Raw genomic sequence first — 13483 nt, 5'->3', positions numbered from 1 at the left:
CTAGTGTGTACGCCGTGACCACCGGACCCCAGCCCCGCATCGTCGCGGTCGTGGTCACCTTCAACCGCCTCCCGCTGCTCCAGAAGCTGGTGGCGCGACTCGGGCAGGTCGGCGGCGTGGCCGAGGTCCTGGTCGTCGACAACGCCTCGTCGGACGGCACGGGGAAGTGGCTCGCCGCCAACCCGACCACCGGCGAGGTCCCGCTGAGCGGACGCACGCTCAGGACCAACCGCGGCGGTGCCGGCGGCTTCCACGACGGCCTCGCCTGGGCGATCGACCGCGGTGCCGACCTGGTCTGGCTGATGGACGACGACGGGCTGCCGGACCTCGACTGCCTCGACCGGCTGCTGCTGGAGACCGACAACCTCGACTTCTGGGGTCCGCTGGTGATCGACGAGGCCGACCCCGACCGGCTGGTGTTCCCCATCCGCCTGCCCGGGCGCACCCGCGTCGTGCACGCCGTCGACGACGTACGCCGGGCGGCGAAGCAGGACCGCATCGACGGGATCGTCATCCCCTTCAACGGCGTCCTGGTCACCAAGGAGCTCGTCGACCGGATCGGGCTGCCGCGCGAGGAGTTCTTCATCTGGGGCGACGACCACGAGTACCGGCTCCGCGCGGAGGAGGCCGGCGCCCGCGTCGCCACAGTGGTCACCGCCGCGGTGCGCCACCCCAGCGTCGGCAACCTCGGCACGCCGATGATGTTCGGCCGCACGACGTACAACGACTCCCCGAGCGACCTCAAGCACTACTGCATGGCCCGCAACAACCTGGTCAACCTGCGCGACTACCGCGGCCCGCTGCACGCGCTGGCCTTCGTCGTGAAGACCGCGTGGTTCTACGCCTTCACCCGCCCCAGCCTCTCGCGGCTGCGGCTCAGCGCCGGCGCCATGCGTGCCGGCATCGCCGGTGACTTCGACGGTCACCGGAGGTTCCTGTCGTGACCGCCCCGGCCGCGCCTGGGACGGAGACGGTGGCGGTCGTCGTGGTCACCTTCAACCGCGCCGACCTGCTCGCCGGGATGCTCGACGGGCTCGCCGCCCAGACGCGCCGGCCCGACGCGGTCATCGTCGTCGACAACGCCAGCACCGACCACACCCGTGCGGTGCTCGAGGCGCGGACCGACCTGCCGCTCCACGTCACCCACAGCCCGGACAACCTGGGCGGCGCGGGCGGCTTCCACCTCGGCGTACGAGCGGCGTACGACGCCGGGTGGGACCGCGTGTGGCTGATGGACGACGACGTGGTCCCCGCGCCCGGGTGCCTCGAGGCGCTCATGGCGGTCGACCAGGACTGCCTCATCGCCGTGCGCGAGGACCTCTCCGGCGCGCTGGTCGAGAAGGCGGCCGTCGACTTCGACCTCCGCAACCCGCTCGCCATCAAGCCCAAGCGCGCCTCGATCGACAGCACCTACGCCGACCGCGCCTCCATGCCTGAGCTGGCCGAGGTCCACAACGTCGCCTTCGAGGGCTTCATGGTCCGTCGCGGCGTGATCGAGGAGATCGGCTTCCCCGACCCGTCCTTCTTCATCTTCTACGACGATGCGGAGTACGCCGTACGCGCCCGCCGGGCCGGTCGCCGGATCTGGGCCGTGCGCGACGCCGTCCTGGTCCGCCAGCTCGACTTCAACCAGCAGCACGACCTGTCGGGCTGGAAGGGCTTCTACATGTACCGCAACCTCTTCGTGGTGCACCTGCGCCACGGGGAGAACGTGCTGGTGCGCCTGAAGCCGTGGCTGATCACCGTCGTCGTGGTGCTGCTCAGCCCGGTGCGCGGCGGCCGGGCCGAGGCCCGCAACGTGATCCGTGCCATGGCGTCCGCGCGGGGCATGCGCCGCCTGACGGCTTCCGCCCGCCCCCCTCGGTAGACTCACCCAGCGTTTCTCACCCAAGGAGTTCATCCCTTGTCCCAGGGCCTCACCACCGACAGCGACCAGCTGCCCGACCTCGTCATCGTCGGCGCCGGACTGTTCGGTCTCACGATCGCCGAGCGGTGCGCCGAGGAGCTCGGTCTCCGTGTGCTCATCCTCGAGCGCCGCCACCACCTCGGCGGCAACGCCTACTCCGAGCGTGACCCCGAGACCAACGTGGAGGTGCACAAGTACGGCGCGCACCTGTTCCACACCTCCAACGAGCGGGTGTGGGAGTACGCCAACCGGTTCACGTCGTTCACCGACTACCGTCACCGCGTCTTCGGCAAGTACCAGGGGCAGGTCTACTCCCTGCCGCTGAACCTGGCGCTGATCAACCAGTTCTTCGGCAAGTCGCACACCCCCGACGAGGCCCGCGCGCTGATCGCGGAGCAGTCGAGCGAGGTCGCCACCGAGGACGCCTCGAACCTCGAGGAGAAGGCGATCAGCCTGATCGGCCGCCCGCTCTACGAGGCGTTCATCAAGGGCTACACCGCCAAGCAGTGGCAGACCGACCCCACCGAGCTGAGCGCCGACATCATCACGCGCCTCCCGGTGCGCTACACCTTCCAGAACGGGTGGTTCAGCGACACCTACGAGGGCCTGCCCGTCGACGGCTACACCGCGTGGCTGACCCGGATGGCCGACCACCCCAACATCGAGGTACGCCTCGAGACCGACTTCTTCGCCGTTGCGGACGAGTTCAAGGGCAAGGTCCCGATCGTCTACACCGGCCCGGTCGACGAGTACTTCGGCAACTCCGAGGGGCGCCTCTCGTGGCGCACCGTCGACCTCGAGGAGAGCGTCGTCGACACCGACGACTTCCAGGGCACCGGCGTGGTCAACTACAACGACCAGGACGTGCCCTACACGCGCATCATCGAGTTCAAGCACTTCCACCCCGAGCGGGAGAAGACCCACCTGCCCGGCAAGAGCGTGATCGTCCACGAGTACAGCCGTTTCGCCGAGGAGGGCGACGAGCCCTACTACCCGGTGAACACCGCCGACGACCGCGCCAAGCTGCTGAAGTACCGCGAGCTGGCCAAGGCCGAGCCGATGGTGCTGTTCGGCGGCCGCCTGGGCACCTACAAGTACCTCGACATGCACATGGCCATCGGGGCCGCCCTGTCGATGTACGACAACAAGCTCAAGCCGCACTTCACCGAGGGCGCCGAGCTCACGAGCGGAGGCATCGACGCATGAGCACCACCACCGACGCACCCACCACCGACGCACCCACGTCCACGGGCACGGTCACGCGACTGCTGCAGCGACAGATCCTGCCGCTGGACCGTGACACCGACGTGTTCCGGCTCTACGTCGACCCCGAGCCGGCCGTGCTCGACGCCGACAAGTACGAGGTCGGTTCCAGCCGGGCGGCGCAGAACCTCAACAGCGCGCAGATGCGCCAGTCGGTGTCCTCGGGCGCCACCATCCACCCCGACCAGATCCTCGACCGCGAGGCGCTCGCGCTGCAGGCGGAGCAGCGCATCTCCTTCGGCTCCTACTTCAACGCCTTCCCGGCGTCCTACTGGCGGCGTCACACCGTCGTCACCGACGTCACGCTCACCGTGACCGTCGAGGGCGCGGGTGCGACCCTGACCGTCTACCGCTCGATGGCCAACGGTCGCTCGCAGCGCGTCGAGACCGTCGCCACGGGGGAGGAGTCGACGTCGACCTTCACCTTCGAGCTGCCGCTGAAGCCGTTCGTCGACGGCGGCTGGTACTGGTACGACGTCGTCGCGGGCGACCACGACGTCGTGGTCCGCTCGGCCCAGTGGACGGCGGAGGTGCCGGAGGACCGCTCGCAGCACGGCACGGTCGACCTCTGCATCACCACGATGAACCGCCCCGACTTCGTCGCCAAGCTGCTCGGCCAGCTCGGCGACGCACCGGAGCTGCACGCCTACCTCGACGAGGTCATGGTGATGGAGCAGGGAACGCAGAAGATGCGGGACTCCGAGTTCTTCCCGGCCGCCGCCGAGGCCCTCGGCGACAAGCTGCGGGTGATCGAGCAGGGGAACCTCGGCGGGTCCGGCGGCTACGCCCGCGGCCAGCTCGAGTCCGTGCGCAAGGGCACCGCGACCTACGCGATGATGATGGACGACGACGTCATCTGCGAGCCCGAGGGCATCATCCGCTCCGTCACCTTCGGCGACCTGGCCCGCCGCCCGACGATCGTCGGCGGCCACATGTTCTCGATCTACGCGCGCACCCGGCTGCACAGCTTCGGCGAGATCATCACCCCGTGGCGCTTCTGGTGGCTCTCGGCGCCGGGCGTCTTCCAGGACTGGGACTTCGGCGCGCGCAACCTGCGCTCCACCCGGTGGCTGCACAAGCGCGTCGACGTGGACTTCAACGGCTGGTTCATGTGCCTGATCCCGCGCGAGGTGCTCGAGACGATCGGGCTCAGCCTGCCCCTGTTCCTCAAGTGGGACGACTCGGAGTTCGGGTTGCGGGCCAAGGAGGCCGGCTACCCGACGGTCTCGTTGCCCGGCGCCGCGGTGTGGCACATCCCGTGGACCGACAAGAACGACGCGCTCGACTGGCAGGCCTACTTCCACCAGCGCAACCGCTTCGTCGCCGCGCTGCTGCACTCGGCCTACGAGCGCGGGGGCCGGATGGTGCGCGAGAGCCTCAACCACCAGATCGCCCACCTGGTCTCGATGCAGTACTCCACGGTCGAGCTGCGGCTGAAGGCGATGGAGGACGTGCTCGCGGGTCCGCGCGAGCTGCACGAGATGCTCCCGGGCAAGCTCGCGGAGGTCAATGCGTTCCGCAAGCAGTTCACCGACGCGCAGCTGCAGGTCGACCCCGACACCTTCCCCGCCGTGCGGCGGCACAAGCCGCCGCGCAAGGGCAAGGACGACTCGGGCGTGCCGGGCCGGGTCTCGCTGCTGGTGCGGGCCGCCACGATGCCGCTGCGCCAGCTCAAGCCGGTGCGTCCCACCTCGCGGAGCCACCCCGAGGCGGAGATCCCGGCCATGGACGCGAAGTGGTACCGCATCGCCCGCTACGACTCGGCCGTGGTCTCCATGCCCGACGGCACGTCCGCGGCGCTCTACGAGCGCGACCCGGACAAGTTCCGCGACCTGATGAAGCGCACGGTCGAGATCCACGCGCGATTCCACCGCGAGTGGCCGGCCCTGGCCCAGCAGTACCGCGACGCCCTCGGTGAGATCACCTCGCCCGAGGCATGGGAGAAGACCTTCGCCCCGTGGGCCGACGACACCGACCGTCCTGCGGGCACGCCCGAGTGAGCCGCCCGTGAGCACGACAGCCCCCGGCCCGGCCAGGCGCACGACGGCCGAGCTGGAGGCCCTGCCGCTGGCACCGCCCGCGGCCACGGGCCTCAGCGAGGTCGTACGCCGTCGCTACCTGCTCAGCATGCTCGTGCGCAACACGATCAAGTCGCGCTACCAGGGCACGGTGCTGGGCTGGGTGTGGAGCTACCTGCAGCCGGCGATCCGGTTCTGCATGTTCTACTTCCTGTTCCAGGTGATGATCGGTCGCGGCGCCGGGATGGAGAACTTCGCCATCCACCTGTTCGCCGGCATGGTGATCGTGCACTTCTTCACCGAGACCTTCAACGGCGGCACCCAGTCGCTGGTGCAGAACCGGTCGCTGATCACCAAGCTGCCGGTGCCGCGCGAGATGTTCCCGGTGGCCCGGATGCTCGTCGCCGGCTGGCACACCATTCCGATGCTGGTGATCCTCGTCGTGCCGTGCCTCTTCCTCGGCTGGCGCCCCGATCCGGTCGGGATGGCGGCGGCGCTGCTGGGGTTCACGCTCACAGCCGCGCTCGGGCTGGCCCTGGGGCTGCTCTTCAGCGTCGGCAACGTCTTCATGCGCGACATCGGCAAGGTCGCGCAGACCCTCACCCAGTTCGTCACCTTCAGCGTGCCGATGATGTATCCCTACACCCTGGTGCAGGAGCGCTTCGGCGAGCCGATCGCGAGCTACTACCTGCTCAACCCGATGGCCGAGGCCGTGCTCCTGATCCAGCGCGGCTTCTGGACGGGCACCACCAGCGACCCCGACGCGACCGCCGCGGTGCACCTGCCCGACCACCTGTTCACCCGCGGCCTGGTGATGACGGCCATCGCGTTCGTGCTGCTGGTGCTGGCGCAGCGGATCTTCGCCCGTCTCGAGGCCCGGGTCCCGGAGCGCCTCTGATGACGACCATGATCCAGGTGGAGAACGCCACCAAGTCCTTCACGCTGTCCTACCAGCGCTCGCTCAAGCAGACCGTGCTGGCCAAGGCCCGCGGTCGCAAGACCCACGACAGCTTCAACGCCGTCGACGACGTCAGCTTCACCGTGCGCGAGGGGGAGTCGGTGGGCCTGATGGGCCTCAACGGCTCCGGCAAGTCGACGCTCCTCAAGCTCATCAGCGGTGTCATGCGCCCCGACTCCGGCTCGGTGCTCACGCGGGGCCGCATCGCGGGGCTGATCGCCACCGGCACCGGCTTCGACAACAACCTGAGCGGTCGGGAGAACCTCTACCTCAACGCGGCCATCCTCGGGATGTCGCGGGCCGAGACCGACCGCAAGTTCGACGAGATCGTCGACTTCGCCGACCTCGGGAAGTTCCTCGACACCGAGGTGGCCTACTACAGCTCCGGCATGAAGGCGCGCCTCGGCTTCTCGGTCGCGGTCAACGTCGACGCCGACATCTTCATCGCCGACGAGGCCCTGGCCGTGGGGGACCGGCCGTTCAAGCGCAAGTGCAAGCGGCGCATGGACCAGATCGTGAAGTCGGGCGTGACGATGTTCTACGTCTCGCACGCCCCCGGCTCGGTCCGCAACCTCTGCGACCGCGTCCTGGTCATGGAGAACGGGCGTCTCAACTTCGACGGCGACGTCGAGGAGGGCATCCGCTACCTGCACTACGACGAGGGCGACGACGACTCCGGCGAGGACGACGGCCTCGGCGCCGACATCTGAGGTGCCCGCAGCCCGCCTGCCGAGCGGTGCGTGGAACACGTTTCTCGAACGAGGAACGTGTCCCACGCACCGCTTGCGGCATTTCCGGGGGCGGATCGGTGAGAATGACACCGGTGTAACGGCGTGTCGAGTGGAAATTACAGCGTTGTAGTTACTCAGAAACCCTTCCGTGACTGATGTGACTGGTGTGAAACTCCTGCCTTGTGTGACCTTCCCCCACACAGCAGGAGTCTTGTCATGCGTCCTCTTCAGGCCCGTCTCGTCACCTTCTGCCAGCAGGTGCTGGCGCTCGGTGTCGTGCTCGTCGTGCTCACCCCCGCCTCCGGTGTCGTGTCCCTCGACATCGTGGGGGAGGCACCCGGCGCCCCCGCCGCCACGACCGCCCCCGCGGCGCTCATGTCGGCGACCGTCCCCACCGCGGCGGTCACGCCGACCGTCACCGAGGTGCCGCTGACCGGGGCGTCCGGCGGGTTCGCCGGACTGCGCGGTCGCACCGTCGCCGGCGGTGCCACCGACGCGCGCGTGGTCAGCACGCCGCAGCCGGTGGACGCGTTCGGCGCGGTCGGGGTCACCTGGGCCGGCGGCGAGGAGCTCGAGGAGGACCAGATCACCCTCCGGGTCCGCACCCGTGACGGCGACGAGTGGAGCGCCTGGGAGGACCTGGAGTACCACGACGAGCACGGGCCCGACCCGGGCAGCGCCGAGGGGGCGTCGGCCCGTCCCGGCACCGAGCCGACCTTCGTGGGCGACGTGGACGACGTCCAGGTCGAGGCCCGCACCGACGGCGTCGCCCTGCCCGACGACCTCTCCCTCGCCGTGGTGGACCCGGGGTCCGCCACGAGGACCGAGACCGAGGCGCCCGCCGACTCCGCCGGCGCAGACCCCGGCACGTCGTACGACGACGAGTTCGCGCAGCAGGACGGCACGGACGCCGCCTCCGAGGGCATCACGCTCCAGGCCGCGCGCAAGCAGGCCGTCGCGCAGCCGACCATCTTCTCCCGGGCCCAGTGGGGCGCCGACGAGAGCATCCGCAACAAGAGCTCCCTGCGCTACGGCTCGATCAGCGGCGGCTTCGTCCACCACACGGTGAACGCCAACAACTACACCGAGGCCCAGGTGCCGGCGCTCCTGCGCAGCATCTACGCCTACCACGTGAAGTCGCGCGGCTGGAGCGACATCGGCTACAACTTCCTCGTCGACCGGTTCGGCCGGATCTGGGAGGGCCGCTACGGCGGCATCGACCGTCCCGTCGTGGGCGCCCACACGCTCAACTACAACGACTACTCGTTCGCGATGTCGGCCATCGGCAACTTCGACACCGTCCAGCCGCCCGACGCCATGCTGCGTGCCTACGGCGCGCTGTTCGCGTGGAAGCTCTCGCTGCACGGGGTCAACCCCGCGTCGACGTCGCAGAAGATCGGGCGCGGCACGTTCCAGGCGATCAACGGGCACCGTGACGCCGGCTCCACGGCCTGCCCCGGCAAGTACCTCTACGCCCAGCTGCCGCTGATCCGGACGTACGCCGCGCAGACGGCACCGGCACCGGCGCCGGTGCAGCCGCAGGAGGTCCCGATCTCCGAGCCCGCTCCGCAGAACAACCTCGACGGCTCGCCCTACCCGGACCTCGTCGTGCGCCGGGCGTCCGACGGCCGTGGCCTGGTGCTGCCGACCGGTGGCCTCACGTCCTTCCAGAAGCGCACCGTGGTGGGCAAGAAGGGCTGGAACAAGCGCGCCGACGTCGTCGTCTCGCCCGACCTGACCGGTGACGGCCTGCCCGACCTGGTCACGGCCGACAAGTCCGGCGGCGTCCGGGTGCGCGCCGGCAAGGGCAACGGCAAGTTCGGCAAGACCACCCGCAAGCTGCGCCTGCGCGGCTACTCGCTGATCACCGCAGCCGGTGACATCAACGGCGACGGCCGCAACGACCTCGTGGCCCGCTTCAAGGGTCGTCTCGTCACGCTGCTGGGGACCGAGAAGGGCGGCTTCTCCCGCAAGGTCACCCGCAAGGGCTACGGCAACTACCGGCAGCTCATCGGTGCCGGTGACACCAACGGTGACGGTCGCGTCGACCTGCTGCTGCGCACCAAGAACCGCCTCTTCCTGCAGACGGGCTACGGCACCGGCCGGTTCGCGTCGCCCAAGCGCGTCGCCGGGGCCTGGAGCGGCTACAACCGGGTCGTCGCCGGCGACTTCAACGGCGACGGGCGCTCCGACCTGGTGGCCCGCTCGTCCAAGGGCAAGATGATGCTGATGCCCGGCCGCGGTGACGGCACCTTCGGCGCCGCGCTGGGGCCGGCGACCAACCTCAAGACGATGCGCTGGATCACCGGCGCGAACCTGGTCGGCGGTGCCGGGGCGGACCTGATCGGCGTCGCGGGCAAGCAGCTCGTGGTCGTCGCCAACCGCGACACCTTCGAGCTCGGCTCGCCGGTCGACACCGGCGTCTCCTTCGCCGGGATGGACACCATCCTCAACGCCGGCGACGTCAACCGCGACGGCCTCGGCGACGTGCTCACCCGCGACGGCTCGGGCCAGATGTGGTTCTTCGCCGGCACCGGCACCGGTGCCCTCGCGGCGGGCACCGTCCTCGGCCAGGGGTGGGGCCCGGTGCAGGGCTTGCGCGCCGTCGGCGACGTGACGGGCGACGGGCTCCCCGACGTCATCGGCACCCCCGCCGGAGGCGCGCTGATGGTCTGGCCGGGCAACGGCGCAGGGTTCGGCACACCCGTCCAGGTCAAGGGCGGCGTGGTCCCCTCTCCTGCCGGCCTGCCGGCCGACCTCTCCGGCTTCGACTGGGTGCTGGGCGTGCAGGCGATGACGCTCAAGGGCTCGGCCGACTACATCGTCCGGGACCGCACGAGCGGCGTGGCGTACGTCTATCCCGGCCGCAAGTCGGGCGTCTCCCGCCCGCGTGTGCTGGGCGAGGGACTGGGGGCCTTCGACCTGGCCGGGTGAGGCGGCGAGGAGAGAGCAGCGCGATCAGGCCCGGGCAGTCGCCCGTTCGGCGTCGTGGACGTCGTCGAGACGAGCCGGGTCGGGGTTGCGGACAAGGACCAGCGAGCCTCCTCTTCCGAGGGGCTCGGTGAAGGTGGCCATTCCTGGTGGGGAAGCCGGGTCGGCCACCGACAGAAGACGGCCGCCGTCGGTGAGATCACTCCCGACGGCGGCCGTCAGGTCGTGCGGGCGGGCGGAGGGCGGCCCGAAGAGCTGCTGCTGGGTCAGGGTGTCGGTGGCGAGGTCGGCGCCGGTCGGCGGGTCCCACGCCGTGAAGCCGTCGGGCTGCGACCAGATCTCGACGCCCACGTCGAGCACGCCCGCCGGGAGCGCCTCGGCGAACCGCACGCCCAGCGGGCGCAGGCTGCACGCCAGCACCGGGAGGACCCCGGCTCGGGGCGCCCAGGCGTCGAGCCCCCCGGGGCCGCACACCACGGCGTCCGGCTGGTCGGAGGTGGTGACCCTCAGGCCGAGCGTCCACGCCGCGCCGAGGAACACCGGCGAGAGCCAGTGGGGCGGGAGGTCGATGCGCAGCGTCATGCCGCGCTCGAGGTCGGCGACCTCGCTCAGCAGACCGGAGGCCTTGGCCACCCAGTTGGCGTACGTCGTCACCGACAGCTCGACGCGCTCGTCGCTCGCGTGGTCGTAGAACGTCAGCAGCGGGCGTCCGGGGTCGCGTCGCAGCTGGGCCGCGAGCACCTCGGTGAAGGTCGTCGGCATCGGGTCGGGCCTCAGACGGCGTTGGGCTCCGGGGAGTCCATGTAGGGGTAGTCCTGCATGAAGGTGTCCAGCGCGTCACCGCTCACCTCGGAGCAGTACTGCCACACACCGACCTGCTTGGCCGGGTCGGTCTCGCCTGCGCCGCCGACCGACCAGTGGGTCATCGCGACGTGCTGGCCCTTCGGGAAGTCCTTGCCGTCCTCGGACGTCCAGGGCACGGCCTTGAACTTGTCGCGCAGGTTGTCGGTGCCCTGCAGCTTGGAGGCGATCCCGCGCAGGACGTCCATCTGCTCGGGGTCGTCGGCGATGGTCTCGTCGTACCAGAGGATCGTGAAGCCGTGCTCGAGGTTGTGCACCAGCTCGCCCTTGTCGGGCCGGTCGGAGGCGGTGTAGAGCTTGCGCTCCATGCCGTCCCACTTGCTCCAGTGCTGGCCGAAGGCCGGCGGGGCGTCGGGGTAGCTTATCGGCGTGCCGACGTCGACGTGGTCCTGGTTGCCCTCGGCCGACTTGGTGGTGACGTCCTGGCAGGCCGAGGCCTTCGCGCCGATCTCGCCGAGCGAGTCGGAGGCGTAGGCCCGCAGGTCCCACCAGTCCTTGATCGGCTTGTACGCCGCGGCGCCCACGATCACCACGGCGACGAGGACGCACACGCCCACGATTGCCAGCCCGCGCTTGTTCTCGCGCTTGGACTGCTGGGAGCGGATGGAGTCGATGACCGCCTGACGGTCGGTCTTTGCCTGCTTGGCCACGGTGCTCGGTGTCTCTCGGTCGACTGCGGGAGGGGTGCTGCTGGGCGCGGCGGATGCGTCCGCGCTGGCAGAGTCTACGTAGTCACGGGTGACACGTCGCACACGACGTCTGTTCCGGCGCGCGTCCAGCCCGTGATCCGCCAGCCGTGGGCGAAGCACACCGCGGCGACCGCGACCCGGTCGGCGTCGCCGGGCAGGTGCAGGACGACGCGGCCCGGGTGGTCGGCGGGGTGGTCGTCGAAGGTCAGCAGGAGCGTCGACGTCGACGTCGCGCCGGTGCCGACGACGCGGCTGATCGCCGCCTCCAGCTCGTCGGGCGCAGCGGGCGCCCCGAACGGGGCCCGGTCGGCCTCGTCCCCGGCCAGGGCGCGTACGACGGCCTCGCGGGCGCCCCAGCCGAAGAGGTCCCCGCCGTCGGGGCGCACGAGCGACGCCGCGCCGGGGCCGGCCTCCCCTGGCGGCAGCACCAGGTCACCGCGCCCGCGCACGACGGCGACCGGACGGCCGGCCAGCTTGCCCTGGGCGAGCTCGGCCGCGCCCGCGATCTCGTCGGCCACGGCCGGCAGGGTGACGGCGAGGGGGTTGCCGTGGGGATCGGTGCGGCCGGCGAAGTCCTCGGCGACGAGCAGGCCGGCGGCACCGATGGCGATGTCGGTCTGTCCCTCGCGCCACGCGCGACCCGACGTGTCGGTGACCACGACACCTACGTTGGTCCCGGTGCGCCGGTGGACCTCGTTGCGCAGCGTCCGCGCGGAGCGGTCGGGGTCGAGGGGGAGCAGCACGACCGAGCCGACGGGCACGTTGGACGCGTCGACACCGGCCGCGGCCATGGTGAGCCCGAGCCGGTTCCGCACGATGCGGACGACCCCGCGACGCGCCACGAGGCGTACCGTCTCCTCCTCGACCGCGGCCTCGCGATCGCCCACCCGGGTGCGCCCCTCGGCCTTGCTGACGACCTTGCTGGTCACGCAGACCACGTCGCCGTCGACCAGGTCGGCCCCGTCGCGGAGGGCGGTCAGCACGAGGCCGGCCAGGTCGTCCCCGGCCGTGACCTCGGGCATCCCCTCGGGGGCCCACACCTCGAGGCGGGGGCTCATGCGGGGGCGGAGGTGACGAGCGAGACGGCGGCCGCGGCCATCGCCGCGGTGGCGTCGTGGTCCGACATCATGAGCGGCACGGCCGCCGCGCGGATCCCGGCCTCCTCCAGGGCGGGCACCTGGGCGGCGTCGCGCTCGTCGACCAGCCAGCCGTCGAGGACCCCGCCCCCGCTCCGGGCGCCGTAGTGGGCGCCCACCGCGCCGGCGCTGACCTCGACCCCGATGCTGGTGAGCATCTGGGCCGCCATGCCGTGCACGTGGGAGGAGCCGACGATGGGGGAGAGGCCCACGACCGGTGCGGCCGTCGCGCGGATCGCCTCGCGCACGCCGGGCACACCGAGGATGGTGCCCACCGAGACCACCGGGTTGGACGGGGGCAGGACCACCAGGTCGGTATCGCCGATGGCCTCGAGCACGCCGGGGGCCGGGGTCGCCGCGTCCTGGCCGACCGCGAGCACCGCCTCGGCAGCGACTGCTGCCCGCAGCCGCACCCAGTACTCCTGGAAGTGGACGACCCGCCGCCCGCTGGGGCTGTCGGCGTCGGCCACGGCGACGTGCGTCTCGACCCGGTCGTCCGTCATCGGGAGGAGCCGCACCGTCTCGCCGTGCACGGGCGTGAGCCAGCGGCGGCAGAGCGCCTCGGTGACCTGCGACAACGTGTAGCCGGCCTCGAGCATCTGGGTGCGGACCAGGTGGGTCGCGATGTCGCGGTCGCCGAGCCCGAACCACGTCGGCTCGACGCCGTACGCCTCGAGCTCGGTGCGCGCGCTCCACGTCTCGTCGCGCCGGCCCCACCCGCGCTCGACGTCGATGCCGTCACCGAGGGTGTACATGACGGTGTCGAGGTCGGGGCACACCTTGAGCCCGTGGATCCACCAGTCGTCGGCGGTGTTGGCCACGACGGTGACCTCGGTGTCGGCGGACCCGCCCGCGACGACGCCGGAGCGCAGGCCGTGGAGGAGTCCCTGGAGGAAGCGGGCCCCGCCGACGCCGCCGGAGAGGACGGTGATACGGCGGAGCGTGGATGCGGATGATGGCATAGGAACAGCCTGCCGGAAGAGGAATGGC

The 13483-nt window shown here is 70.9% G+C and carries 11 protein-coding genes; 7 read left to right on the top strand and 4 right to left on the bottom strand.

Annotation, left to right across the window (positions count from 1 at the left end):
- The first annotated feature begins 14 nt into the window (after positions 1 to 14).
- The 7 genes from Q1B24_RS00650 (at position 15) to Q1B24_RS00620 (ending at position 9810) form a co-directional block, all read left to right on the top strand.
- Positions 15 to 944 carry a glycosyltransferase gene (locus Q1B24_RS00650; protein ID WP_299922109.1) on the top strand — a complete coding sequence of 310 codons (930 nt, stop codon included), beginning with the start codon at positions 15 to 17 and terminating at the stop codon, positions 942 to 944.
- Positions 941 to 1867: a glycosyltransferase family 2 protein gene (locus tag Q1B24_RS00645; protein WP_299922107.1), complete on the top strand. Its 927-nt coding sequence runs from the start codon at positions 941 to 943 to the stop codon at positions 1865 to 1867. The genes Q1B24_RS00650 and Q1B24_RS00645 overlap by 4 nt, the downstream gene beginning before the upstream one ends.
- A gap of 36 nt (positions 1868 to 1903) precedes the next feature.
- Positions 1904 to 3112, top strand: coding sequence for a UDP-galactopyranose mutase (gene glf, locus Q1B24_RS00640; protein ID WP_299922105.1), 1209 nt, complete (start codon positions 1904 to 1906; stop codon positions 3110 to 3112).
- Positions 3109 to 5169 (top strand): glycosyltransferase, encoded by a 2061-nt coding sequence (locus tag Q1B24_RS00635; protein ID WP_299922103.1) that lies wholly within the window; start codon positions 3109 to 3111, stop codon positions 5167 to 5169. The genes glf and Q1B24_RS00635 overlap by 4 nt, the downstream gene beginning before the upstream one ends.
- A 7-nt stretch (positions 5170 to 5176) precedes the next feature.
- The gene (locus Q1B24_RS00630) at positions 5177 to 6085 is read left to right on the top strand and encodes an ABC transporter permease (protein ID WP_299922101.1); all 909 of its coding nucleotides are present in this window, start codon (positions 5177 to 5179) and stop codon (positions 6083 to 6085) included.
- Entirely contained in the window at positions 6085 to 6855 is a 771-nt protein-coding gene (locus Q1B24_RS00625; RefSeq protein WP_299922099.1) for an ABC transporter ATP-binding protein, read from the top strand. Before Q1B24_RS00630 ends, Q1B24_RS00625 begins: the two co-directional genes overlap by 1 nt.
- 237 nt (positions 6856 to 7092) lie before the next feature.
- Positions 7093 to 9810, top strand: a complete 2718-nt coding sequence (locus tag Q1B24_RS00620; RefSeq protein ID WP_299922097.1) for an FG-GAP-like repeat-containing protein — start codon at positions 7093 to 7095, stop codon at positions 9808 to 9810.
- 24 nt (positions 9811 to 9834) lie between these two features.
- On the opposite strand, the gene Q1B24_RS00615 is transcribed toward Q1B24_RS00620, so the two are convergent.
- The 4 genes from Q1B24_RS00615 to cofD form a co-directional block, all read right to left on the bottom strand.
- Entirely contained in the window at positions 9835 to 10569 is a 735-nt protein-coding gene (locus tag Q1B24_RS00615; protein WP_299922095.1) for a TIGR03089 family protein, read from the bottom strand.
- A gap of 11 nt (positions 10570 to 10580) precedes the next feature.
- A complete protein-coding gene (locus Q1B24_RS00610) occupies positions 10581 to 11318 on the bottom strand; it encodes a DUF3105 domain-containing protein (protein ID WP_299922093.1) in 738 nt (245 codons plus the stop codon).
- 74 nt (positions 11319 to 11392) lie between these two features.
- Positions 11393 to 12415: a coenzyme F420-0:L-glutamate ligase gene (locus tag Q1B24_RS00605; protein ID WP_299922091.1), complete on the bottom strand. Its 1023-nt coding sequence runs from the start codon at positions 12413 to 12415 to the stop codon at positions 11393 to 11395.
- Positions 12412 to 13455 (bottom strand): 2-phospho-L-lactate transferase, encoded by a 1044-nt coding sequence (gene cofD / locus Q1B24_RS00600; RefSeq protein WP_299922089.1) that lies wholly within the window; start codon positions 13453 to 13455, stop codon positions 12412 to 12414. The genes Q1B24_RS00605 and cofD overlap by 4 nt, the downstream gene beginning before the upstream one ends.
- Positions 13456 to 13483 lie beyond the last annotated feature (28 nt).

The sequence above is a fragment of the uncultured Nocardioides sp. genome, assembly GCF_947488025.1.
In the GTDB taxonomy this organism is placed as follows: Bacteria; Actinomycetota; Actinomycetes; order Propionibacteriales; family Nocardioidaceae; genus Nocardioides.
This window is presented reverse-complemented; position numbering and strand designations above follow the sequence as displayed.